We start from the raw sequence: 23,200 nt of genomic DNA on the forward strand, positions 1-23,200 counted from the left end.
GTGCATGGCTCAGCCGTTCTCGTCCTTCTCCGCGGACACGGGAAGCCGCGCGGACTTGGCCCCCGTCGGGGGGATCTGGAGGGTCTTGAGGGAGAACTTCATGACCTTCTTGTAGACGGGCCCGCACACGTCGCTGCCGAAGTAGCTGCCCTTCTTGGGGTTCTGGACGGCGCAGTAGACGGTGACGCGGGGCTTGTCGGCGGGTGCGAACCCGGCGAAGGAGGCGGTGTAGCCGTGGTAGCGGCCGGTCTTGGGATCCACCCGGTTGGCCGTACCCGTCTTGCCCGCGACGCGGTAGCCGGGGATCTTCGCCGTGGTGCCGGTGCCCTCCATGTCGGAGACGACGGACTCCAGCATCCTGGAGAGCGTCCCCGCGGTCTTCTCGCTGACGACGCGGCGCTTGGCGGGCGGCTCGGCGGGCTTGTAGCGCCCGTCGGGGCCCGTGGTGCCGCGGATCAGGCTGGGTTCGATCCGCTGACCGCCGTTGGCGATGGTCGAGTAGATGGAGGCGGCCTGCACCGCGTTGAGGGACAGGCCCTGTCCGAAGGGGATCGTGTACTGCTGGGAGGCGCTCCAGTTCTCCGGCTTCTCCAGCAGGCCGTTGGTGCCGCCGGGGAAGCCGAGCCCCGTGGGGCGCCCGATGCCGAACTTGCGCAGATAGCTGTGGAGGACCTTGTTGGCCTGCTTCTGCGTCTCGCCCAGCTGCTCGGTCGCCAGGATGGTGCCGATGTTGCTGGACTTGGCCAGGACGCCGTTGAGCGTCAGATGCCAGGTGGGGTGGTCGATGTCGTCGGCGAAGGAGCGGTCGGCGCGCTTGAGCCTGTTGGGTACGGTGACCGCGGTACGCGCAGTGGCCTTGCCCTCCTCCAGCACGGCCGCCATCGACATGACCTTGCTGGTGGAGCCGGGCTCGTAGGCGTCTTGCACGGCCGGGTTGCCGAAGGAGTCCACCTTCGCGCCGGCGATGTCGTTCGGGTCGAACACCGGTGCGCCGGCCATGGACAGCAGCTGTCCCGTCCGGGTGTCCTGGACGATGACGTACCCGCTGTCCGCGTGCGACTTCGCCACTTGGTCGCGGATCGCCTCCTGGGCGGCCCACTGGATGTCCCGGTCGAGGGTCAGCTCCACGTCGGCGCCGGGCCTGGGTGCCTGCTCGCGGACGCCCGCGGTGGGTACCTGGCGGCCGCCCGACTGGGCGTAGGTGATCTTGCCGTTCTCGCCGGCGAGCTTCCGGTTGAGCATCGCCTCGACGCCGGCGCCGCCCTTGCCCTCCCTGTTGACGAAACCGAGGACGGAGGCGGCCAGCTGCTTGTTCGGGTACACGCGCTTGGCGTGCTTCTCCTGGTAGACCCCCGCCAGCACGCCCGGCCCCCCGTTCCCTGAGGCGCCGGCCGCCTTCTCGGCGAGCTCCTGCTTGAGCTTCTTGATCTTCCGCCAGGTCTGCGGGGTCTGCTGGCGGGCCAGGAGCACGTAGCGGGTGTCCGGCTTGGAGAGCTTCTTCACCAGCTCGGCGGGGCTCTCGTCCAGCAGCGGGGCCAGGATCTTGGCCGCGCGCTCCGGTGCGTCGGCGACCTTGGCCTGCTTCGGCGTGAACAGGAACGGGTCGGCGGTGATGTCGTAGGCGTCCACCGTGGTCGCCAGCGCCGAGCCGTCCCGCGCGCTGATGGTGCCGCGCTCGGCCGCCAGCGGCACGGTGATGTACCGGTTGACGGCGGCCTTCTGCGCGTACGCGCCCGAGTCCACGGCCTGCACCTGGAGCAGCCTGGCCGTGAAGACGAGCATGACGAGGGTCAGCGCGACGGCGACCAGCCGCAGCCGGGGGCGCGGGTTCACCAGCCGCAGCGTCCTGGAGGCACCGGCCCCGCCGCCCTGCGGGGGGCGGCCCCCGGTACGCGGTGGCCGCCGCGCGGCGGCCTGGCGGGCGCCCCTGGCCGCGCCCGTGCCGGACGCGGCCGAGCCGGAAGCGCCCCGGCCCGATGCGCTCCGGCCGGATCCGGCGCCGCGGTTCGAGGGGGTTGTCCTCGACGGCGGGGTGCGGCCCGGTTCCCTGCTGCTCGGGCGGGGAACCCTGCGCGGGCCCTGCCCGGCGCCACGGCCCTGTTCGCGGGGGCGCTCGCTCACGGACCCACCTGCCCCGCGCCGGCTTCGCCGTCCTCGCCGCCGCCCGGTGTGCCGAGCACGGTGCCGTCGGGGCGCAGGAAGACGGGGTTGCCGCCGGGTACGAGGCCGAGTTCGCGGGCCCGGTCCTCCAGGTGGTCGGGTGCGGAGTAGCCGTCCACCTCCTGCTGGAGTGCCTGTTGCCGGTCCGTCAGCTCCTCGGTCTCCTTCTCCAGCTTCGACAGCTGGAAGGAGCCCTTGTTGAGGGAGGCGTTCAGCAGCAGCAGTGCCAGCAGCCCGCTGCCCAGCAGCAGGACGATCAGCAGGACGAAGGGGGTGCGGGCCGCCTGTGCGCTGCCCGCCGGCACCAGCCGGGCCAGGCGCGCGAGGCGCTGCTGTGCGGTCACCTCGCCCCCCGGGGGTCGCTCGTGCGGGTGGTCACGTGGCCTCCCTGATGCGCTGGACGGCCCGGAGCCTGGCCGGGGCGGCCCGGCGGTTCTCGGCGATCTCCTCGTCGGTGGCCTGCTCGGCGCCGCGGGTCAGCAGGCGCAGCCGCGGCTGGTACTGCTCCGGCACCACCGGCAGCCCCGCGGGGGCGGTGTTGGCCGCCCCGGCGGCGAACAGCTGTTTGACCAGCCGGTCCTCCAGCGAGTGGTAGGACATCACGACCATACGGGCGCCCACAGCGAGCGCCTCCAGTGCGGCCGGCAGCGCCCGCTCCAGCACGGCCAGCTCCCCGTTGACCTCGATGCGCAGCGCCTGGAAGGTGCGCTTGGCCGGGTTGCCGCCGGTGCGCTTGGCGGCCTGCGGCAGGGCGTCGCGGATCAGTTCGACCAGCCGGGCGCTGCGCGTGAAGGGCTCCTTCTCCCGCTCCCGCACGATGGCCTCGACGATGCGGCGGGCCTGCTTCTCCTCCCCGTAGGCGCGCAGGATGCGCACCAGGTCGCCGGGGGCGTAGGTGTTGAGCACCTCGGCGGCGCCAGGACCCGTCGTCTGGTCCATGCGCATGTCCAGCGGCGCGTCCTGCGCGTAGGCGAAACCCCGCTCGGCCTCGTCCAGCTGGAGGGAGGAGACCCCCAGATCGAACAGGACGCCCTGGACGCGGGGGACGCCGAGGCGCTCCAGCACCTCGGGCAGCTCGTCGTAGACGGCGTGCACGAGCGTCGCCCGGTCGGCGTACGGGGCCAGGCGCTCGCCCGCCAGCTCCAGCGCGGCGGTGTCCCGGTCCAGGCCGATCAGGCGCGCCGCGGGGAAGGTGGACAGCAGGGCCTGGCTGTGGCCACCGAGACCGAGGGTGCAGTCGAGGACGGTCGCGCCGGGCTCGGCCAGCGCGGGAGCGAGCAGGTCCAGCGTGCGCCGGAGCATCACGGGATTGTGCAGTTCGCCCACGGGACGCTCGTTGGTGGTCACTGTGCCCTCTCAGATCTGGCGGGCACCGTGCACGTGCTCCTTGGTCCCCGCCCGCTCGAAGGGGAGTGGCCGCAGCGCCGTGAAGCGCCGGCGGCCGGGAGCGGGAGGAGGCCGAGCCGCACGTGCGCGCCCGCGGGCGCGAGGGGAATCGGGGTCCTTGGGGAGCGTTCTTGCCTCCCACTTCGCGTCACTTTAGTCCACTCGTCCCCTCGGTCAACTACGGGACCAGGCGCGTCCCGACAGGGGCTGACACCCGATCCGTGGACGTGTTGCCCGCCGGACGGGTGAGACGGGGCTCCGGCCTGTGTATTACCTCACAACCACGTGCACCGTTCCTTCTTTCACCCGGCTCCGGGCAGGCCGCCGGCGCCGGGGCGGGCTAACGTCATACCCATGTCGATATCCGCCCCTCAGTCCGAGCCCAGCCCCTCGACGACGGACCAGCTCGTCGCGGCGAACCTCACGTACGCGAGCACCTTCACCGACCCCGGCATGGACGCGCGCCCCGTGCGCCGGGTCGCGGTCGTCGCGTGCATGGACGCCCGGCTGGACCTGCACGCCGCGCTCGGCCTGGAGCTCGGCGACTGCCACACCATCCGCAACGCCGGCGGCGTCGTCACCGACGACACCATCCGCTCCCTCACCATCAGCCAGCGGGCGCTGGGCACCCGCTCCGTGGTGCTCATCCACCACACCGGGTGCGGCCTGCTCGGTCTGACCGAGGACTTCAGGCACGAGCTGGAGCAGGAAGTGGGACAGCGCCCTTCCTGGGCCGTCGAGTCCTTCAAAGACCTCGACCAGGACGTGCGCCAGTCGATCGAGCGGGTGCGGACCTCGCCGTTCCTGCCGCACCGTGACGACGTGCGCGGCTTCGTCTTCGACGTGACGTCGGGGCGGCTGCGCGAGGTCGCACCCGGCTGAAACCCGGCGCCGTCCGCCTCGGCTGCCGGGGGTGCCCGCCACCCCCGGCAGCCGCCGGCCCCGACCCGAGTGGAGCCTTTCGTCCGCGGCCGGAGTGACGTCTCCCTCCGCGGCCGGAATGGCGTCTCCCTCCGCGGCCGGAAGGTCCGACCCGGGTGCCGGGACCGGTCCGGTTCGGTACCGGGCATGCCCCGGGAGAGTGACGGAAGGCCCTGTGGCCGTGAAGAATGAGCAACAGCGCACAATGCAGGGCCAGGTCGAGCGGACGCGAGGGGCGTACGCGCGGGTGGTACGAGCGGGGATGGGGCCGAGGAGGGCCGGTGACGACCTATGACGAACGGGCGAACCTGAGCGATCTGAGCGCCACGGCGGGCGACGTGCGCCGCTGTGTCGAGTCGGTGATCGAGGGCAAACCCGAGGCCGTGCGGCTCTCGTTGACGGTGCTGCTCGCCGAGGGGCACCTGCTGATCGAGGACGTGCCAGGCGTCGGCAAGACGATGCTCGCCAAGGCGCTGGCCAAGTCGGTCGACTGTTCGGTGCGCCGCATCCAGTTCACCCCCGACCTGCTGCCCTCCGACATCACCGGAGTCAGCGTCTACGACCAGCAGCGCAAGGACTTCGAGTTCAAGCCGGGCGCCGTCTTCGCGCAGGTCGTCATCGGCGACGAGATCAACCGCGCCTCGCCCAAGACGCAGTCCGCGCTGCTGGAGTCGATGGAGGAGCGGCAGGTCACCATCGACGGGCAGACCTATGAGCTGCCCGACCCGTTCATGGTCGTGGCCACGCAGAACCCGGTGGAGATGGAGGGCACCTATCCGCTGCCCGAGGCGCAGCGCGACCGGTTCATGGCGCGGATCTCGCTCGGATACCCCAGCCCGTCCGCCGAGCTGGAGATGCTCGACGTGCACGGCAGCGCCTCGCCGCTGGAGGACCTGCAACCGGTGGCGCACGCGCACGACATCGTCAAGCTGATCGAGATGGTGCGCCGCGTGCACGTCGCGGACCCGGTGCGGCGCTACGCGGTCGAGCTGGTGTCCGCCACCCGCGCGCACCCGGAGCTGCGGCTGGGCGCCTCGCCGCGCGCGACCCTGCACCTGCTGCGCGCCTCCAGAGCGGCGGCCGCGCTGGCCGGGCGCGAGTTCGCACTGCCCGACGACGTGCAGGCGCTGGCCGTCCCCGTGCTGGCCCACCGCCTGCTGCCGACCGCGCAGGCGCAGTTGAACCGGCGTACGGCGGATCAGGTGGTAGGCGAGATCCTGCAACGGGTGCCGGTGCCCGCCCTCGGCTCCGGTTCGGGGCACGGGGCGGGTCCGGGCGCCGGTGCGCCGCCCGGCGCCTTCGGGCAGCCGCAGCAGCCGGGCCGGCCGCCGGCCGGGCAGCCCCGGGGCTATTGATGGCCCACGGACCGCCCCCGGCGGCGCCGCCCGGCGGCCCCGCTTCCGGAGCCGGGCCGTACAGCGGCTCGGGGCCGTACGGCGGTGCCGGCCCGTACGGCGGCGCGGGCGCGTACGGCGGCTCGGGTGCCGGGCCTTCGCAGAGCGCGGGTGCGAGCGGGAACGGGGATGGCGGGGACCAGCGAAGGGGGGACGGCGACGGAGCGGGCCGTGCGGAGGAGCGGCGGGGCTCGCTGCGCAAGGCGTTCGCCGGGCTGACCACGCGCGGCCGGTCGTTCCTGGCGGCGGGCGTGGCCGCCGCCGTCTGCGCGTACGCGCTGGGCCAGGAGGAACTGCTGCGGGTCGGCGTGCTGCTGGCCGTGCTGCCGCTGGTGTGCGTCCTCGTGCTGCACCGCACCCGCCACCGCGTCACCGGGTACCGCAGACTCTCCCCCTCGCGGGTGGCGGCGCGCACGGAGACGCGCGTGCACCTGCGCGTCGACAACGTCTCCCGGCTGCCCACCGGGCTGCTGATGCTCCAGGACCGGGTGCCCTACGTCCTCGGCCCGCGCCCCCGGTTCGTGCTGGACCGGGTCGAGCCCGGCGGGCGGCGGGAGGTCTCCTACCGGGTGCGCTCGGACATGCGGGGCCGCTACCCGCTGGGACCGCTCCAGCTGCGGCTCACGGACCCGTTCGGCATGTGCGAGCTGACGCGCTCCTTCAGCACCTTCGACACGCTCACCGTGGTACCGCCCGTCGAGGCGCTGCCGCCCGCCCGGCCCGCGTCGGCGACCGGCGGCTACGGCGAGGGGCGGCAGCGCGCCGTGGCGCTGGCGGGCGACGACGACGTGATTCCGCGCGGCTACCGGCACGGCGACGACCTGCGACGAGTGCACTGGCGGTCGACCGCGCGCTACGGCGAGCTGATGGTGCGCCGCGAGGAACAGCCCCAGCAGGCCCGCTGCACCGTGCTGCTGGACACCCGCCGCGCCGCGTTCACCGGCGCGGGGCCCGACTCCCCGTTCGAGTGGGCGGTGGCAGGCGCCGCCTCGGTCTGCCTGCATCTGCTGGAGCACGGCTGGTCGGTGCGGCTGCTGACCGACGCGGGCGCCACCGCACCCACCGCGGAGGGCGGCGGGGTCCTCGCCGACCCCTCGGACATGGCGGGCCTGCTGCTGGACACGCTCGCGGTGGTCACGCACTCCGAGGAAACGGGGCTGGCAGGCGCCTACGACGCGCAGCGGCGCGGTGGTGGCGGCGCGGGGAACGAGGGCCTGCTGGTGGCGTTCCTCGGAGCGCTGGACGAGGAGCAGGCGGCTACCTTGGCCCGCATGCGGCAGCGCAGCGGCCGGGCGGTCGCGTTCCTGGCCGGCTCGCCACCCACCGCGTCCGGCCCGTCCGGTCCTTCCGGCCCCTCGGACCAGTCCGGCCCGTCGGCGGAAGGGCCGCTGCGGGTGCTGCGCGAGGCGGGATGGACGGCGCTGGCCGGCGGCCCGGGGGTGGCGTTGCCCGCGCTGTGGCAGGAGGCCGACGCCCGGAGCGCGAGAGTGCGGGAGTGACGTGCGCCGGGGGACGGACGGGGCGAGCGGCATGAGGGGGCGGATGTGACGAGGGGGCGGACGTGATGAGCGGACGGGGACGGCTGGCCGTCTGTGCCGCGCTGGCCACGCTGGCCGCGGCCTGCGCGCTGCTGCCGCTGGTGGACCCCGCGACCTGGCTGCTCCAGGCCGCGCTGCTGGTGGCCGTGCAGACCGGAGTGGGCGCGGCCGCCCGCCGCGTGCCGCTGGCCCGCCCCGTGACCGTGCTGACGCAGTGCGTCGTCTCGGTGCTGCTGCTCACCGTGCTCTTCGCCCGCGAGTACGCACCGGGCGGCTTCCTGCCCTCCCCCTGGGTCTTCGTCCAGTTCGCCGACCTGCTGACCCAGGGCGCCGGGGACGTGAGCCGGTACGCGATCCCCGCACCCGTCACGGACGGGATCCGGCTGATGCTCGTCGGCGGCGTACTCGCCGTCGGCCTGCTGGTGGACATACTGGCCGTCACCTACCGCAGCGCCGCCCCCGCCGGGCTGCCGCTGCTGGCCCTCTACTCGGTCGCCGCCGGGCTCTCCCAGGGCGGCGCCCGCTGGCTGTGGTTCCTGTGCGCCGCCTCCGGCTACCTGCTGCTCCTGCTCGCCGAGGGCCGGGAGCGGCTCTCCCGGTGGGGCCGCCTGTTCTCCGAAAGATCGCGCCCCGGCTCGGCCCCCGACCGGCCCGGCGGAGCCGTGGCCCCCGTCCGCACCGGGCGCCGGATCGGCGTAGTGGCGCTGGGCCTGTCACTCGTGGTGCCGCTCGCGCTGCCCTCGCTGAGCGGCGGGCTGCTGGACGGTGTGGGCGACGGTGACGGCGGCGGCAGGAAGGGCGGCGGCACCGTCTCCGCCGTCAATCCGCTGGTCGCCCTCCAGGACAGCCTCAACCAGCCCGAGAACCGCACCGCGCTCGTCTACTCGACGGACAGCGAGGAGACGCAGGACCTCTACATGCGGATCGTCGCGCTGGACAAGTTCGACGGCTCCGCGTGGAAGCCGTCCGAACGGCGCATCGGCGAGATCCCCGACCCGATGCCCACCCCGCAGGGCCTCTCCCCCGGCGTACGGGCCACGAAGGTGCGCAGCACCATCAAGGCGGCCAAGTGGTACGCGCAGGACTGGCTGCCCATGCCGTTCCCCGCCAACCGGGTGAAGGCCGAGGGCAAGTGGCGCTTCGAGCCCGAGGGGCGCACCCTGGTCGGCTACGACGGCCAGACCACCCGCGATCTGCGCTACCAGGTCGAGAGCCTCCAGGTGCGGCCGACAGCCGAACAGCTGCGCAACGCGCCCGAGCCGCCCGCCGGTCTCGAACGCGAGTACACCGCCGTCCCCGACTCCCTGCCCGACGTCGTGCGCAAGACCGCCGCCAAGGTCACCCGCGGCGCGGAGGACGACTACGACCGCGCGGTGCGGCTCCAGGACTGGTTCGCCGAGGACGGCGGGTTCACCTACGACACCGAGGTGCGGGCCGGCAGCGGCACCGCCGCCATCGCCAACTTCCTGGAGCAGAAGGAGGGCTTCTGCATCCACTTCTCCTTCGCGATGGCGTCCATGGCGCGCACCCTCGGCATCCCCGCACGGGTCGCCGTCGGCTTCACGCCCGGCACCGCGCGCGGCGACGGCAAGATGGAGGTCGGTCTCCAGGACGCCCACGCCTGGCCTGAGCTGTACTTCGAGGGAGTGGGCTGGACCCGGTTCGAGCCGACGCCGACCCGCGGCACCACCCCTTCCTACGCGCAGCCCGACGCTCCCGACGTCGACGAGAACCCGGGCGAGCAGCTGCCCGACCGCGGCCAGAACGACCAGCCCTCCACCAATCCCTCGCAGCCGGACGAGTGCACCCCGCAGGAGAAGCAGGCCGACCCCGAGTGCGGTCTGGCGGCACCGCCACCGGACTCGGGAGACCGCGACGGCGGCACCCCCGTGGGCGTCCTCGTCGGGATCTTCGCCGCGGCGCTCGCGGTGGTGGTGCTGCTGTTGCTGCCGATGCTGCTGCGAATGCGCAGACGCGCCCGCAGGCTGCGGCCCAGGACCACCGACGACCCCGCGGCCGTGACGGCCTGCGTCCTCGACGCCTGGCAGGAACTGATCGACACCGGATGGGACCTGGGCGTCGTCCCGCAGGACTCCGCGACCCCGCGGAACGCCGCCGCGAGGCTGGCCCGGATCGGTCAGCTGCCACCCGCCGGGGCGGACGCGGCGCACCGGGTGGCGCTCGCGGTGGAACAGGTCCTCTACGCGCCGGTGCCCCGGGCGACCCCGGGCCTGTCGGACGACGTACGCCGGGTACGCGAGGGCCTGCGGGCCGCCGCCCCACGGGTCCTGCGGGTCCGCGCCCTCCTGCTTCCCGCGTCTACGGCGCGACTGCGGGCGGCGGCGGGGCAGCGCGTCCGCGCCCTGGGCACCCGCTGGACCCGGGCACTCCGCCTCCGGCCGGCCAAGTGAGCGGGTAGCCGCCTCCCGGTTCGCTCGCCGGGCCGGGGGCGGGGACCGTCTCTTCCCCGGAACCTGTGGGGTACCGCTCGTGTCCGTACCAGCCGGTCGGTGCGTCGCGGGCGTTCGTGTCCGCGCCTCAGGGCCGAACGGCAGGCGGCCGGCGGCAAGAGCAGGCGGCACCGCGGGGGTCCGGCACCGGGCCGGTCACCTCAATGGGCGCTGCCCGGACGTTACCCGGACACGCGGCGGCCGGAGGGCCGGCCGGGCCGGGGCGGTCTGGGTGCGGGGAGGCGGGCGCGGCCCGCCGTCCGATGGGGCGGGCACGCCAGGGGCCGTGCGGGGAGTCGGCCGCCCGGCTTCCGTCCGGAGGCAGGCGGAGGCTTGCGGCCGGTGGCGAAGGTATGCGGTGGTGACGAGGAGGGGACGGGACGCGTGCTCAGTGCTGCCCTTCGTCGCGGCGGCGCTGCCAGCGCTCCTCGATCCGGGTCATCATCGACCTGCGAGCCCGTGGCTGCTGCCGACGCGGGGAGCCCTGCGCGGTCTGCCCCTGCCCCTGATCCTGGCTCTGGCCCTCGCCCTGCTTGGGGGCTTTCCGCCAGCTGGTCACAGCGAGGACGGCGCAGCCCAGCATCACGAGGAAGCCGACGACGCTGATCCAGATCTGCTGAGCGACCATTCCGGCCATGAGGAGCGCGATACCCACCAGAAAGCCCGCCACCGCTTGGTAGACCCGCTTGCGGGTGTACCGGCGCAGCTCACTTCCCTCGAGCGCTGTCGCGAACTTGGGATCTTCGGCGTACAGCGCTCGCTCCATCTGCTCGAGCATCCGCTGCTCGTGCTCAGAGAGCGGCACGGAGTCCTCCTACTCGTCGGTCGCGGGGGCGACCGGGTGCGACTCTTCAAGGATAGGCAGGGAATCGCCCCCGTGAAACCCGCCCCTCTACGCCAGTTCCTCCCACCACACCCGACATGACGGACGGGGGGTGCCCGGGGTGTGTTCCGTACATTCCCGCGCCACCTTTCCGCCATGCCGGACGGTGTACCCCGATCATACGGCGGGTAGCCGCTGATCGGGCGGCCGAGAACGAGCGGAACGACGCGGCCCGCCCTGTCCCGGAGGAGCCGGCGGCTCGGATGCCGAAGCGAGGGCCGGAAGGCGCGGCGCGACGGCGGGAAGGCGCGGCGCGCTCAGCCGGGCGTACCCGGTGCCACCCCCGGCGGCACCTCCGCCAGCACGTGCAGCTGACTGGCCACCGACTGGAAGTCGGGCAGTTCCGCCGCGGTCGCCTCCAGCCTGGCGAGGGCCTCCAGCGCGTCCGGCTCGGTGTCCACGAGGGCGCCGGGCACCAGGTCGGCGAAGACGCGCACGCCGTGGACGGAGATGACCTCCAGACCGGTGCCGGTGACCAGCGCGGTGAGCTGCTCGGGGGTGAAGCGGCGGGGCATGGGGTCGCTCTCCCCCCACCGGCCGCCCGGGGAGGTGAGCGCGTGCCGCGCCTCGGTGAAGTGCCCGGCCAGCGCGCGGGCCAGCACGGCTCCGCCGAGCCCGGACGCCAGCACGCTCAGGGTGCCGCCCTCGGGCCGCAGCGCCGCGACGGTGTTGCCCAGCCCTTCGGCGGGGTCGTCCACGTACTCCAGGACACCGTGGCAGAGCACCACGTCGTAGCCGCCGCGCTCGGCGACGTCGAAGAGACCGCGCACATCGCCCTGCACTCCCCGTACGCGCTCGGCGACGCCCGCCTCGGCGACGCGGCGCTCCAGGGCGAAGAGCGCGTTGGGGCTCGGGTCGACCACGGTGACCCGGTGTCCGAGGCGGGCGACGGGCACCGCGAAGTTCCCTGTGCCCCCGCCGGTGTCGAGCACGTCCAGCTCCGTTCGGCCCGAGAGTTCGGCGCGCTGGTCGAGAGCGCCTCGCAGCACGTCCCAGACCACTGCTGTACGGAGGGTTGCGCTCGGGCGGGACATGCGGCTGCTCCTCGGCTCTGTGACGGGCGGCCTCCACCCTATTGCCTCGGATGTCGGCGCCCCGCCGGGGCGCGTCTCATCCCGCACGCCGGTCGCGCGGGTGCTCCGGTCCTGCGTGCGGCTCGTCGGCGGGGGCGGTGCGGGGACGGGGCAGCGCGGGCTGGGAGACGAGCATCCGCTCGACCAGCCGCAGGAACATGCCGGCGTGGTGGACGAGCTCGTCGGCCTCCTGCCTGCTGACGGCCCCGGCTATCCCCGCCTCGGCGCGGGCCCGGCGCGGGGCGCCCGAGGCGAACAAAGCGCTCCACTCGGCGAGTTCGGGGGCGACTTCCGGCAGGACCTCCCAGGCGCTGCGGATCGCGGGGCGCCGTGGGCGGCGGGCGGTGCCGCCCCTGCGGGCGGCCTCCAGCTCGGGCCGGCCGCGGACGGCGAGCACCGCGGCCGCCGTGCGCAGGGCGGCGAGGTGGGCGGCGGCGTAGCACTCGTTGGCCGTCTCGCTCTCGGCGGCCTCGTCGAGCCCGTGCTGCGCCTGCGCGAGCAGATCCAGCGCGGCGGGCGGAGCGGTGGCTCGGCGGAGCACCGGGTGGATGTCCTCGGCGGCACCTGCCCGGCCGGCTGTGCCGTGGTGGCGGGTGGAGGGCGTGGTCGGCTGCGGGGGCGCGGGGCGCGCTCCCCGAGAAGGTCGCATCACGTGAATCAACCTCCCGTCGGTCGAAGCCGGTTCGACGAACCGGTCGTATGCACACATCGTGGCGCATGCCACTGACAATCCGCGCTGACCTGCGCAAACGGGCCGCAACCCGGGAGCGGGGCGGCCCGATTGGCCCGCCGGGCACCGCCTGCGGCATACTTTGAACTGACCGGTCAGTTGAAAGGCTTCGGAAGACAGGTCGCGTGCCGCACAGCGAACACGCGACGGGCAGCGGGAGGGTGCCGTGACACAGCTGCGGGGAGCCGCCGTCTCGGCGGCGGACTTCGGGCTCGACGGGCCGCGCGGCCCCGTCTTCGAGGGGGTCGGCTTCGCGGCCGAGGCGGGCTCGCTGATCGCCGTCACGGGCCCCTCGGGGTCGGGCCGCACCTGCCTGCTGCTCGCGCTGACGGGGAGGATGAAGGCCGGGCGCGGGCACGCGAAGGTCGCGGGTCACCCGCTGCCGCGGCGGATGGCGGCCGTCCGGCGCGTCACCGCCCTCGGCCCGGTCCCGGGCGTCAACGACCTGGATCCCGCGCTGACCGTCACCGAGCAGCTGCGCGAACGCGTGCTGCTGCGGCGGCGCTTCGGCGGTCCGCTGCGCTCGCTGCTGCGGCCCCGCAGGGAGCGCGCCGCCGCGAGCCGGAAGCAGCTCGAAGCGGCCCTGGCCACCGCCGGCCTGGACCTGGACGCGTTGCCCAAGGGCGGCCGTACGGCCGTGAGGGACCTGGAGCGGCTGGAGGAGCTGAGGCTGTCGGTGGCGCTCGCCCTGCTGGGCGAGCCCGGTCTGCTGGCCGTCGACGACCTCGATCTCAAGCTGTCCGAGTCCGAGCGCGAGAGGGCCTGGGCCCTGCTGCGCGCGGTGGCGGACACGGGCGTCACGGTGCTCGCGGTGTGCAGCGACCCGCCCGGCGAGGGCGCCGTGGTGGTCCGCACCCGTACCGACGACGCGGACGTCGGGGACCAGGCGGAAGGCGACCAGGCGTCCGGCGGCGAGACGGCCGGCGACCGGACAGACGACGACCGGACAGACGGCGGCGAGGCAGCCGAACGGGAGACGGACAAGGAGGGGGCGGCAGATGCGATCGCCGAGGCTGGCCGCGCTTGAGCTGAAGCGGTTCGGCAGGGGCCGGCTGCCGCGCGCGGCGATGGCCGCGATGCTGCTGCTGCCGCTGCTGTACGGCGCGCTGTACCTGTGGTCGTTCTGGGACCCCTACGACCGTCTGGACAAGATCCCGGTCGCGCTGGTGAACGAGGACCAGGGCGCCACCGCCGAGGGCAAGAAGATCACCGCGGGCGACGACATCGTCCACGGGCTGCACGACAGCGACTCCTTCGACTGGCGGGAGACCAGCGCCGAGGACGCGCGCAAGGGCGTCGAGGACGGGCGGTACTACCTGTCGCTGACCGTGCCGAAGGACTTCAGCGAGCGGGTCTCCTCCAGCTCCGGGGACTCCCCCGTCACGGGGGCGCTCAAGGTGCGCACGAACGACGCGAACAACTACATCGTCGGGCAGATCTCCCGCACCGTCTTCTCCGAGGTGCGGGCCGGCGCCTCCAGCAAGGTCTCGCGCGGCTTCTACGACAACATCTACCTCTCGTTCTCCACGCTGCACGGCAAGACAGCGGACGCCGCCAAGGGCGCGGACGATCTCGGCGACGGCATCGGCGAGGCGAAGGAGGGCGCCGGCAAGCTCAAGGGAGGGCTCGGCGAGGCCGAAGGGGGCAGCGGGAGCCTCAAGGACGGCACCGCGACGCTGCACGAGGGCGCCGGAACCCTCGCCTCGGGCGCGGGGCAGGTCGCCGAGGGCACCCAGAAGCTGGCCGACAAGGTGAACGGCGCGGCCGGCACCGTACGCCCGTACCTGGACGAGCACAGCGGCGACATCGGCGAGGCCGCCCGCGGAGTCGCCCGGACGAGCAAGACGCTCAAGAAGAACCTCGGCAAGCTGCCCGACGCGGCCCGGCGCGCCAAGACGGACTCACGGGAGGCGGCCGACGCCCTCTCGACGCTGTACGAGAACCGGTGCGGCAAAGGCACCGGCGGCACCGGCGCACCGACGCGCCCGTCGACAGGCCCGACCACCGGCCCGGCCACCGATCCGTCCACCGGCCCGGTCGCCACTCCGCCCGCCGGGCCGTCGGACGGCGCCTCGCCAAGTCCCTCCGAGGCGGCCGGGCCAGGTGGGCGGAAGGACCTCGCCGCGGAGTCCTGCCCGCAGTTGAAGAAGGCCGCCGACGCGGCCGGGCGGTCCGCCACGATCGCCGCGAAGGTCGACGGGTACGTCAAGAACGAGAAGCACCTCGACGAGCTCGGCGGCCACCTCGACGACCTCGGCACGGCCGCCACCGCGCTGGCCGACCGCGCCCCGCACCTCACGCAGGACCTGGACGCGGCCGTGCGGCAGATCAACAAGCTCAACAGCGGCGCCCACGCGGTCTCCACGGGCGCGCACACGCTCCAGACGGGGCTGGGCACCGCCAAGGACGGGGCCGCCACCCTCGACACCGGACTCGGCAAGCTGTCCGACGGTGCCGCGAGCCTCGACGGGGGGCTGTTCAAGCTGGCGGACGGCTCGGGGAAGCTGGCGGGCGGCCTGCACGACGGCGTGAAGCAGATACCCGACCTGGGTGAGAAGGAGCGCGAGGCGCGAACCGGTGTGATGGCCGACCCGGTCGGCCTGGCCTCGGACAAGGCGCACGCGGCGCCCAACTACGGCACGGGGTTCGCGCCGTACTTCATCCCGCTGTCCCTGTGGGTCGGCGCGATGGTCGCCTACATGCTGCTCCAGCCGCTCAACAAGCGGGCGCTGGCGGCCGGGGCGCCCGGCTGGCGGATCGCGCTGGCGGGCTGGCTGCCGGTGGCCGCGATCGGTGTGGCGCAGGTGGCCGCGCTGATGAGCGTGCTGCACTGGGCGCTGGGGCTCCAGATGGCGCGCGGTGCGGCCGCGGTGGGCTTCCTGCTGCTGGTGACGGCCTGCTTCACCGCGATCGTCCAGTTCCTCAACGCCCGTTTCGGGCCCGCGGGCAGAATCCTCGTCCTGGCGATGCTGATGCTCCAGCTGACCTCCGCGGGCGGCACGTACCCGATCCAGACCAGCCCCGGCTTCTTCAACGCGCTCCACCCCTTCCTGCCCATGAGTTACGTGGTGGACGGGTTGCGCCACCTGATCACCGGCGGTCAGCTGTGGCCGGTGTGGCGGGCGTGCCTGGTGCTGCTGGCGTTCGCGGTGGGCGCCCTCGCGCTGACGGCGCTCACCGCGCGCCGCAAGCAGGTGTGGACGCTGGAGCGGCTCCGCCCGGAGATCTCGCTGTGAGGCCCGTGAACGGGTGCGCGCGGTCCGTGAACGGGTGCCGTACGGCCCGGGAACGGGTGCCGTGCGGGCGGGTCGCCCTGTCCGGCGGAGGAGAATGACCGCATGACGAGTGCCCGCACCACCAGTTCACGCAGCCGCAGCGCCACCCGGGACAAGCTCTTCCAGGCGGCGGTGACCCTCATCGCCGAGCAGGGGTTCTCCTCCACCACGGTGGAGGAGATCGCCGAACGGGCCGGGGTGGCCAAGGGCACGGTCTACTACAACTTCGCCAGCAAAACCGAACTGTTCGAGGAGCTGCTGCGGCACGGGGTGGAACTGCTGACCGCCGACCTGCGGCAGGCCGCCGGGCGGGCCGAGGAGCGGGGCGGCAGCCGGGTGGACGCGCTCGACGCCATGGTCCGCGCGGGCTTGGTGTTCATCGACCACTACCCCGCCTTCACCCAGCTCTACGTCGCCGAACTGTGGCGCACAGGGCGCGCCTGGAACGACACCCTGCTGATGGTGCGGCAGGAGGCCGTCGCCGTGGTGGAGAGCGTCCTGCGGGCCGGGGTCGCCGAGGGGGAGCTCAGCGAGGAGATCGACATCCAGCTCACCGCGGCCGCGCTCGTGGGCATGGTGCTGGTCGCAGCGCTCGACTGGAAGGCCTTCCAGCCCGAGCGCTCGCTCGAAGACGTCCACGCGGCCCTGTCCCTGCTGCTCCAGGGCCGCGTCGCCGGCCACCCCCGGTGAGACACGCGCCGGGCCGGCAACCGCTCCGGGCCGCCCACGCGTGTCCGTTCCCGGGAGGGCGAACGGTCTCGTTCCGCGGCCCCGTGTCAGCGGTCCGGTACCCCGCCCTCCCGTGGCCCCTCACTCTGCCGCCCGCGCCGGCCCGCCTCCATCGGCGTTCCTACTCAAGAGCCCGCCTGAGTACGGCTACCTAGCCGCCCCTCAGGCGCGAGGCCCCGGGAAGCTAGAGTCGCTGGTCATGGGACGGATCGCGGTGGTCGGTGCGGGGCTGGGCGGAATGGCGGCGGCCGCGCGGCTCGCCGTCGCGGGCCACGAGGTGACGGTGTACGAGCGGAGCGACACGTACGGCGGCGCCGTGCGGCGGTACGCCCGCGACGGGTTCGCCTTCGACACGGGGCCCGGGCTGCTGCACCTGCCGGCCGTCTACCGCGACCTGTTCGTCAAGACCGGCCGTGAGCGGCTCGAGGACGTGGTGGACCTGGTGCAGGTGCCGGTCACGGCACTCCACGTCTTCCAGGACGGCACCAGCGTCACGCTGCCCAACGCCTCACGGGGCAAGGTGGTCGCCGCGCTGGACGACGGGCTCGGCACGGGCGCGGGCGAGCGCTGGGCACAGATGCTGACCCGGGCCCGCGAGGCGTGGGAGGTGTGCCGGCGCCCGCTGCTGGAGGAGCCGCTGCGCGAGGAGCCGTCCTCGCGGGGAGCGCTGGAGCGGGACGGCGCCTATCCCGCGCTCCGCAGGCGGGGGCTGCCGCGCCTGCCTCTGGTACGGGGAGGGCGGGGTGGTCGCAGGCCGACGCTTGCCGAGGTCGCGGAGGACGAACTGCGCGATCCGCGGCTGGCCGCGATGGTGTGCGGTGGCGTGCGGGCGCACGGTCTGGACCCGGCGCGGACTCCGGCCGGCGCGGCGCTGCTGGCCTACGTCGAGGACTCGTTCGGTACCTGGTACGTGCGGGGAGGCGGCATGCGGGCGCTCGCCGAGGCGCTCCATGAGCGGTGCCTCCAGCGGAGGGTGGTCTTCCGCTTCGGCTGCCAGGTGGCGGCCGTACGGGAGAAGGACGGGCGGGCGGCAGGGCTGGAGCTGGCCGACGGTACGGCGGCCGACGCGGACGTGGTCCTGGCGGGCGGCGGCCCCGCGGCACCGGGCGGGCCCGCCGACACCGGGGCCGGGGCGGCGCGGCTGACCGTGCTTCTGGCCCTGCGCGGCGCCCGCCCGCGAGGCACCGCGCACCGCACGCTGGTGCACGGCGCTCCGGGGCCCGGCGGGCCGCTGACGGTGCTGCGCCCCGACGATCCGGCGCTGCGGCCCGACGAGGCGCACGAGACGGCGGTCCTCAGCTCTCCGGTGCCGCCGGGTGCGGTGACCGGGAGCGCCGAGGCCGAGCAGCTGGCCGAGCGGCTGCTGGCCGCGGCGGACGAGGCGGGGCTCGGGCTGGGCGAGCGGCTGCTGTGGCACGAGGTGCGCACCCCCGCGGACAACGAGGCCGAGACGGGTGCGCCGGGCGGCCGGGTTCCGCCGCCCTCGCTGCCGGGCGCCGGCGGTGCCTTCCTGCGCCCGGCGAACCAGGCGTCGCCGCTGTCCGGTCTGTACGCGGTCGGCGGCTGGTCCCACCCGGGCGGCGGGCTTCCGGCGGCGGGGATGTCGGGCGCCATGGCGGCGGGGCTGGTCCAGGACCCGGACTGGCGCGGCTCGGTCTGAGCCGTCGCCCCACGGCGCGCCCGCGCGCGTCTCACCGGGACGCCCTGCGTCTCACACCGGGGGCCCTGTGCCCCCGCGCCGGGGCGGGAGGGGCGGACGGCCGGGCTCGTCCGCTCGCGCCGGGTGTGCGGCCTCAGCGCCTGCCGTCGCCGTAGTAGCCCTGCGGGTAGGGACGGGGCTGCTGTTGCTGCGCCCAGCCGTCGGCGGAACCGTCGCCGTAGTGGGCCCCCTCGGCGGGCTCGGCCCCGTACCCGTAGGGGTCCTGCGGCGGTGGCGGGGTGCCGTCGCGCTGTTGCGGCACCCAGACGCCGCCCGGCGGGGTCTCGGGCACGTCGGGGTAGTACGGCTGCTGCGGTGCGGCCGGGTATCCGTAGCCGGCGTACTGGCCCTGCTCCTCGGCGCCGTAGGTGCCGTAGCCCCCGTACGGGTCCGGGGTTTCCTGGTACGCCTGGTAGTCGGGGTAGGGCGTGTGCTCCGGGTAGCCGAGAGTGCTCTGGTAGGCGGAGTCGTCCGCTCCCGGGCCCTGGTGGAAGGGGTCGGTGTGGCCCGCGGGCTGCGCGTAGTCCGCGTAGTCCGGGTACCCCTGCGCCGCGTAGGGTCCGCCGAGGCCCGCGTCGTAGGCGTAGACCTGCGTCTCGCCGGGCGCGCCTCCGAAGACGGAGGGCTCCTCCTCGTAGCCGCCGTACCCGGAGGAGGGGACGTAGCCCTGGTGTCCTTCCCAGGCCGGCTGCTGGTCGTAGCCGGGCATCGGATCGTGGCCCGGCGCCCCCGCGTAGCCCGGGTCCCCGTACCCGGCGCTCCCCGCGCCGTCCTGCTGTTCGTAGCCGGACTGCCCGTAGCCGGACTGCCCGTGGCCGGACTGCCCATAGCCCGCCTGCCCGTAGTCGTCGACCGGCTCGGGGAGCGGGACCTGGACCGGCGTGGTCTCGGGTGCGTCGGCGAAGGGGGCCGGGTCGGCGTCGGGGCCGTGGGTGCGCAGGTCGGTGACCTCCAGGGAGGGGTCCGCCGCGCCGGGGGCACCCCCGGCGCGGCGGCGCCGGCTCGCACCGGGGCCGCTGTAGGACCAGCCCTCGGTGAAGCCACTGCGGACGGAGAGCGTCACGAAGGTCTGTCCGAGAGCGAAGGCCGCGATGCCGAGTCCGATCACGATGACGGACGGCAGCACGGTGGTGCCGACGACGACGGCGAGGAAGCCGCCGAAGGCCAGCAGCCGCCAGCGCAGCCGCGCCTTGTACTGGAGCAGCACCTCGCCCAGCAGCCACAGCGCCACGACGCCGAACGCGATATAGAGGACCGTCCAGCCCATCTACGCCCCTCTTCCGCTCCCCGGCTGCCTCGCGGTCTCAAGACAGCTGGGCCTTCTGCCGAAGACCCAGATTCTGGTGGATTTCCAGCGTCGCCGTGGAGTGGTTGAGCGTAATGAAATGCAGTCCCGGGACGCCCTCGGCCATCAGCCTCGCACACAAGTCTGTGGCGTACTCGATACCGACAGAGCGTACCGCCGCCGGATCGTCCTCCACCGCCCGGAGTCGCTCCACCATTCCGTCGGGGAGGGTGGCGTTGCTCAGCTGCGCGAACCGCTCGATCTGCTTCACGTTCGTGACGGGCATGATCTCCGGGATGATGGGCGTCGGGCAGCCGGCGGCGGCGGCACGGTCGCGCAGCCGCAGGTAGTCCTCGGCCCGGAAGAACATCTGGGTGATGGCGTAGTCGGCACCGGCCTTGCACTTGTTCACGAAGTGCCTGATGTCCGTGTCCCAGTCGGAGGAGCGGGGGTGCATCTCGGGGAAGGCGGCGACGCCGACGCAGAAGTCGCCGGACTCCTTGATCAGCTCGACGAGTTCGGCGGCGTAGCCGATGCCCTCCGGGTGCTTGACCCACTCCCCCAGCGGATCGCCGGGCGGGTCACCGCGCAGCGCCAGCACGTCGCGGATGCCGGCGTCGGCGTACTGCCCGATGACGTTGCGCAGCTCGGTCCGCGAGTGGTTCACGGCGGTGAGGTGCGCGACCGGGGTGAGGGTCGTCTCGTTGGCGATGCGCTCGGTGTTGCGGACGGTGCCCTCGCGGGAGGAACCGCCCGCGCCGTAGGTGACGGAGACGAAGGTCGGGGAGACCGCCTCGATGCGGCGCAGCGCGTTCCACAGGGTCCGCTCGCCCTTCTCGGTCTTCGGCGCGAAGAACTCGAAGGAGAAGGACTGCTCGCCGCTCGCGAGCTTGTCACGCACGGTCGGCGGACGGTCTGTCCTGGGAGCTGAGATACCGATGGCCATGCATGCAGGCTAACGGCCTGGCCTGCGCGGCGGCTCGGCGCGGAGACGTTAAAGGCGGTTCTGTCCGGTTCCCGGATGGCCGATGTCCACCTGGTGGACAGCCCGGCCACTCCGTGCTACCGGACCGTGCCCGGTTTGCCGCCCTCGGCCGCCCTCAGTCGCCCTCAGTCGCCCTCTGCCGCCTCCCGCAGCCGCCCGGCGAGCGAGGCGGCGGCCGCCCGGGGATCGTCCGCCCCGGTCAGCGCACGGACGACGACCACCCTGCGGGCCCCCGCCTCCAGCACCTGATCGAGATTCCGGGCGTCGATACCGCCGATCGCGAACCACGGCCGCTCCCCCGCCGCTCCGGCCGCCGCGTGACGGACGAGATCCAGCCCCGGTGCCCGGCGGCCCGGCTTGGTGGGCGTCGGCCAGCAAGGACCCGTGCAGAAATAGTCGACACCGGGCTCGCGCAGCGCCGCGTCCGCCTCGGCCTCGGAGTGGGTGGAGCGGCCGATCAGCACCTCGTCACCGAGCAGCGCCCGGGCGGCGGGCACCGGCAGGTCGCCCTGGCCGAGGTGGAGCACGTCGGAGGCGGCGGCGTGCGCCACATCGGCCCGGTCGTTGACGGCGAGCAGCGCGCCGTGCCGGCGGCAGGCGTCGGCGAAGACCGCGAGGTGCTCCAGCTCCTCGGCCGCCTCCATGCCCTTGTCCCGCAGCTGGACGATGTCCACACCCCCCGCCAGCACCGCGTCGAGGAAGGCGGGCAGATCGCCCTGCTCCTTGCGCGCGTCGGTGCACAGGTACAGCCGGGCGTCGGCGAGCCGCTCGCGGGCGGTGGGCCGCCGCACGGCGGCGGGCGAGGTGCGGGACATGGCGGTGTGCTTCCCCCCAGGAGGGGGCGCACGGGCCGGGAAGGGCCCGTGCGCCCGGTGGATGTGCGGTGGTACGTGCGGCGGCCTTCGGTGTGCCGCCGCCGCGGATCAGCCGCTCAGACGGCCAGGGCCTGGGCGCGGCGCTTGACCTCCGTGCCCCTGTTCTCCCGCAGGGCCGTCACCGGCGACCCCGGCAGCGACTCGTCCTCCGTGAACAGCCACTCCAGCATCTCCTCATCGCTGAACCCGTCGTCCCGCAGCAGGGTGATCGTGCCGGCCAGGCCCTTCACGATCCGGGCCTCGCCGACGAAGGCGGCGGGAACCTGTAGCACCCTGTTCCCCGACTCGGCCTCGCGCCGGACGGCGAGCAGCTGCCCCTCCTTCACGAGCTGCCGCACGCGGGTCACTTCGACGTCGAGCTTCTCGGCGACCTCGGGCAGGGTGAGCCAGGCGGGGACGAGAGCATCGGTCTTTGCGTCAATCTCGGTCACGGTCCCCAGACTGCCATCCAGGAGTGAGCGCCACTACCGCGCCGCCTTCTTCAGGGCGACGGCCGCATCGGCCACCAGCGCCGGGTCCACGGCCGCACCCTGCTGGATCAGCTTGCGGCCCTGCGCGAGATCGCGCGGACGGCCGACCGCCAGCAGCGCGGCCAGCCGCTCACCGCGCAGCCAGCACACGCTCCACGCGGCGCCCTCGGGATCGCCGCGCCACACCAGCTCGTCGCCCTCGCCGTGGTGCCCCGCGTACTGCACGAAGCGGCCGAACTGCTCTGACCAGAAGTACGGCACCGGGTCGTGCTCGACGCTGTCGGCCCCGCCGTCGGCGTGCCCCTCGGCCAGCAGGTTCGCGGCCACCGTGCGGGGCCCCTGGAGCGCGTTGTCCCAATGGTGGACCAGCAGCCGCTCGCCGTAGCGGGCCGACGGGAAGGAGGCGCAGTCACCCACCGCGTAGACACCGGGCACCGAGGCGCGCAGCCGGGAGTCGGCGCGCACCGCGCCGTCCGGGCCGAGAGCGATGCCGGAGTCGCGCAGCCAGCCCGTGGCCGGGCGGGCGCCGATGCCGACGAGGACCGCGTCGGCCGCCAGCCTGCCCCCGTCGGACAGCAGCACCGCGCCCCGCTCGACGCCCGAGACGGCCACGCCGGTCCGCAGCTCCACCCCGGCCTGCGCGTACCAGGCCCGCATCGGCTCCGAGACGCGCGCCGGCAGAGCGCCGGGCAGCGGCGTGGCCGCGGCCTCGACCACCGTCACCTCGCAGCCGCGCTCGCGCGCCGCCGTCGCGAACTCCGCACCGATCCAGCCCGCCCCCACCACGACGACACGGGCGCGCTCGGCCAGCACAGGACGCAGTCGCCTGGCATCGTCCAGGGTGCGCAGCAGGTGCACCCCCGGCACGCCCTCGCTGCCGGGCAGCGCGACCGGCTCCGCGCCGGTCGCCACCACCAGGCGGTCGTAGTGGACAGGGCCCGCGTCGGTCACCAGCAGCCGCTCGTGCGCACGCAGCCCCGTGACGGTGCGGCCCAGCTCCAGCTCGATGTCGAGCCCGGCGAAGTCGATGTCGAAGAGCGGCTCCTCCGACTCCTCCCCCGCGCCGAGGAGTACCGCCTTCGACAGCGGCGGCCGGTCGTAGGGGGCGTGCGGCTCGGCACCGATCAGCCGCACGGGCCCCGGCCAGCCCTGCTCCCGCAGGTGCACGGCGGTCTGCACGCCCGCCATGCCGGCACCCACGATCACGACCCGCTGCTGCTTCTGGCTCCCACGCGCGCTCTGGCTCCCACTCACGCCGCTCACTGTATGCCGCCGCGCCGCGCCCGCACTCGGGCGGCCGAACGGGAACCGGCACGACCACCGACCGAGGCCCTGGCCCGGGCGCTG

Annotated in this window: 19 protein-coding genes; 8 read left to right on the plus strand and 11 right to left on the minus strand. The window is 74.1% G+C overall.

Translation table 11 applies throughout. The annotated features are described in order from the left end of the window. Positions 1–9 precede the first annotated feature (9 nt). The 3 genes from DQ392_RS20980 to rsmH form a co-directional block, all read right to left on the minus strand. Positions 10–1,833: a peptidoglycan D,D-transpeptidase FtsI family protein gene (locus DQ392_RS20980; RefSeq protein WP_425470567.1), complete on the minus strand. Its 1,824-nt coding sequence runs from the start codon at positions 1,831–1,833 to the stop codon at positions 10–12. 284 nt (positions 1,834–2,117) lie between these two features. Then, positions 2,118–2,504 (minus strand): cell division protein FtsL, encoded by a 387-nt coding sequence (gene ftsL, locus DQ392_RS20985; RefSeq protein WP_114017180.1) that lies wholly within the window; start codon positions 2,502–2,504, stop codon positions 2,118–2,120. Positions 2,505–2,535: 31 nt separating this feature from the next. Then, positions 2,536–3,462: a 16S rRNA (cytosine(1402)-N(4))-methyltransferase RsmH gene (gene rsmH, locus DQ392_RS20990; protein ID WP_114017331.1), complete on the minus strand. Its 927-nt coding sequence runs from the start codon at positions 3,460–3,462 to the stop codon at positions 2,536–2,538. 438 nt (positions 3,463–3,900) lie between these two features. On the opposite strand from rsmH, the gene DQ392_RS20995 reads away from it, so the two are divergent. The 4 genes from DQ392_RS20995 to DQ392_RS21010 all read left to right on the plus strand — a co-directional run bounded on the left by DQ392_RS20995 (position 3,901) and on the right by DQ392_RS21010 (position 9,810). Then, positions 3,901–4,428: a beta-class carbonic anhydrase gene (locus DQ392_RS20995; RefSeq protein WP_114017181.1), complete on the plus strand. Its 528-nt coding sequence runs from the start codon at positions 3,901–3,903 to the stop codon at positions 4,426–4,428. Positions 4,429–4,748: 320 nt separating this feature from the next. Then, positions 4,749–5,822 (plus strand): AAA family ATPase, encoded by a 1,074-nt coding sequence (locus DQ392_RS21000; protein ID WP_114017182.1) that lies wholly within the window; start codon positions 4,749–4,751, stop codon positions 5,820–5,822. Continuing rightward, on the plus strand, positions 5,822–7,360 hold the full coding sequence (locus DQ392_RS21005) for a DUF58 domain-containing protein (protein ID WP_114017183.1): 1,539 nt from the start codon (positions 5,822–5,824) through the stop codon (positions 7,358–7,360). Before DQ392_RS21000 ends, DQ392_RS21005 begins: the two co-directional genes overlap by 1 nt. 65 nt (positions 7,361–7,425) lie before the next feature. Next, positions 7,426–9,810: a transglutaminase TgpA family protein gene (locus DQ392_RS21010; protein WP_114017184.1), complete on the plus strand. Its 2,385-nt coding sequence runs from the start codon at positions 7,426–7,428 to the stop codon at positions 9,808–9,810. Positions 9,811–10,237: 427 nt separating this feature from the next. Here the strand turns inward: DQ392_RS21010 and DQ392_RS21015 are convergent, their stop codons facing one another. From DQ392_RS21015 to DQ392_RS21025, 3 genes are all read right to left on the minus strand, one after another. Beyond that, positions 10,238–10,654, minus strand: coding sequence for a DUF3040 domain-containing protein (locus DQ392_RS21015; RefSeq protein WP_114017185.1), 417 nt, complete (start codon positions 10,652–10,654; stop codon positions 10,238–10,240). Positions 10,655–10,989: 335 nt separating this feature from the next. Beyond that, complete coding sequence (locus tag DQ392_RS21020; protein ID WP_114017186.1) at positions 10,990–11,766, minus strand: methyltransferase; 777 nt, start codon at positions 11,764–11,766, stop codon at positions 10,990–10,992. A gap of 76 nt (positions 11,767–11,842) precedes the next feature. Further along, on the minus strand, positions 11,843–12,454 hold the full coding sequence (locus DQ392_RS21025) for an SAV_6107 family HEPN domain-containing protein (RefSeq protein WP_181856506.1): 612 nt from the start codon (positions 12,452–12,454) through the stop codon (positions 11,843–11,845). Between the two features lie 247 nt (positions 12,455–12,701). Between DQ392_RS21025 and DQ392_RS21030 the strand changes: the two genes are divergently transcribed. The 4 genes from DQ392_RS21030 to DQ392_RS21045 all read left to right on the plus strand — a co-directional run bounded on the left by DQ392_RS21030 (position 12,702) and on the right by DQ392_RS21045 (position 18,199). Further along, complete coding sequence (locus DQ392_RS21030; RefSeq protein ID WP_114017187.1) at positions 12,702–13,562, plus strand: ATP-binding cassette domain-containing protein; 861 nt, start codon at positions 12,702–12,704, stop codon at positions 13,560–13,562. Beyond that, positions 13,534–15,771: a YhgE/Pip domain-containing protein gene (locus tag DQ392_RS21035; protein ID WP_114017188.1), complete on the plus strand. Its 2,238-nt coding sequence runs from the start codon at positions 13,534–13,536 to the stop codon at positions 15,769–15,771. Before DQ392_RS21030 ends, DQ392_RS21035 begins: the two co-directional genes overlap by 29 nt. 102 nt (positions 15,772–15,873) lie before the next feature. Next, entirely contained in the window at positions 15,874–16,500 is a 627-nt protein-coding gene (locus tag DQ392_RS21040; protein ID WP_114017189.1) for a TetR/AcrR family transcriptional regulator, read from the plus strand. A gap of 238 nt (positions 16,501–16,738) precedes the next feature. Next, positions 16,739–18,199, plus strand: a complete 1,461-nt coding sequence (locus DQ392_RS21045) for a phytoene desaturase family protein (RefSeq protein ID WP_114017190.1) — start codon at positions 16,739–16,741, stop codon at positions 18,197–18,199. 133 nt (positions 18,200–18,332) lie between these two features. Here DQ392_RS21045 and DQ392_RS21050 read toward each other — a convergent pair whose 3' ends face one another. From DQ392_RS21050 to DQ392_RS21070, 5 genes are all read right to left on the minus strand, one after another. Further along, positions 18,333–19,505 carry a hypothetical protein gene (locus tag DQ392_RS21050; RefSeq protein ID WP_114017191.1) on the minus strand — a complete coding sequence of 391 codons (1,173 nt, stop codon included), beginning with the start codon at positions 19,503–19,505 and terminating at the stop codon, positions 18,333–18,335. Positions 19,506–19,542: 37 nt separating this feature from the next. Beyond that, on the minus strand, positions 19,543–20,469 hold the full coding sequence (gene metF / locus DQ392_RS21055) for a methylenetetrahydrofolate reductase [NAD(P)H] (protein WP_114017192.1): 927 nt from the start codon (positions 20,467–20,469) through the stop codon (positions 19,543–19,545). A 164-nt stretch (positions 20,470–20,633) separates the two neighbouring features. Continuing rightward, the gene (thiE, locus tag DQ392_RS21060; protein ID WP_114017193.1) at positions 20,634–21,323 is read right to left on the minus strand and encodes a thiamine phosphate synthase; all 690 of its coding nucleotides are present in this window, start codon (positions 21,321–21,323) and stop codon (positions 20,634–20,636) included. A gap of 116 nt (positions 21,324–21,439) precedes the next feature. Further along, entirely contained in the window at positions 21,440–21,814 is a 375-nt protein-coding gene (locus DQ392_RS21065; protein WP_114017194.1) for an Rv2175c family DNA-binding protein, read from the minus strand. A gap of 33 nt (positions 21,815–21,847) precedes the next feature. Beyond that, positions 21,848–23,107 carry an NAD(P)/FAD-dependent oxidoreductase gene (locus tag DQ392_RS21070; protein ID WP_281273020.1) on the minus strand — a complete coding sequence of 420 codons (1,260 nt, stop codon included), beginning with the start codon at positions 23,105–23,107 and terminating at the stop codon, positions 21,848–21,850. Positions 23,108–23,200: the final 93 nt, after the last annotated feature.

The sequence above is a fragment of the Streptomyces reniochalinae genome (assembly GCF_003323735.1).
Classification (GTDB): domain Bacteria; phylum Actinomycetota; class Actinomycetes; order Streptomycetales; family Streptomycetaceae; genus Streptomyces; species Streptomyces reniochalinae.

Excerpts from the sequence above, each read along its gene's own strand:
- DQ392_RS21045 (WP_114017190.1), top strand. The coding sequence starts at position 16,739 with ATGGGACGGATCGCGGTGGTCGGTGCGGGGCTGGGCGGAATGGCGGCG.
- DQ392_RS21020 (WP_114017186.1), bottom strand. The coding sequence starts at position 11,766 with ATGTCCCGCCCGAGCGCAACCCTCCGTACAGCAGTGGTCTGGGACGTG.
- DQ392_RS21040 (WP_114017189.1), top strand. The coding sequence starts at position 15,874 with ATGACGAGTGCCCGCACCACCAGTTCACGCAGCCGCAGCGCCACCCGG.
- DQ392_RS21025 (WP_181856506.1), bottom strand. The coding sequence starts at position 12,454 with ATGCGACCTTCTCGGGGAGCGCGCCCCGCGCCCCCGCAGCCGACCACG.
- DQ392_RS21010 (WP_114017184.1), top strand. The coding sequence starts at position 7,426 with ATGAGCGGACGGGGACGGCTGGCCGTCTGTGCCGCGCTGGCCACGCTG.
- DQ392_RS21005 (WP_114017183.1), top strand. The coding sequence starts at position 5,822 with ATGGCCCACGGACCGCCCCCGGCGGCGCCGCCCGGCGGCCCCGCTTCC.
- thiE (WP_114017193.1), bottom strand. The coding sequence starts at position 21,323 with ATGTCCCGCACCTCGCCCGCCGCCGTGCGGCGGCCCACCGCCCGCGAG.
- rsmH (WP_114017331.1), bottom strand. The coding sequence starts at position 3,462 with ATGCTCCGGCGCACGCTGGACCTGCTCGCTCCCGCGCTGGCCGAGCCC.
- DQ392_RS20995 (WP_114017181.1), top strand. The coding sequence starts at position 3,901 with ATGTCGATATCCGCCCCTCAGTCCGAGCCCAGCCCCTCGACGACGGAC.
- metF (WP_114017192.1), bottom strand. The coding sequence starts at position 20,469 with ATGGCCATCGGTATCTCAGCTCCCAGGACAGACCGTCCGCCGACCGTG.
- DQ392_RS21035 (WP_114017188.1), top strand. The coding sequence starts at position 13,534 with ATGCGATCGCCGAGGCTGGCCGCGCTTGAGCTGAAGCGGTTCGGCAGG.
- DQ392_RS21050 (WP_114017191.1), bottom strand. The coding sequence starts at position 19,505 with ATGGGCTGGACGGTCCTCTATATCGCGTTCGGCGTCGTGGCGCTGTGG.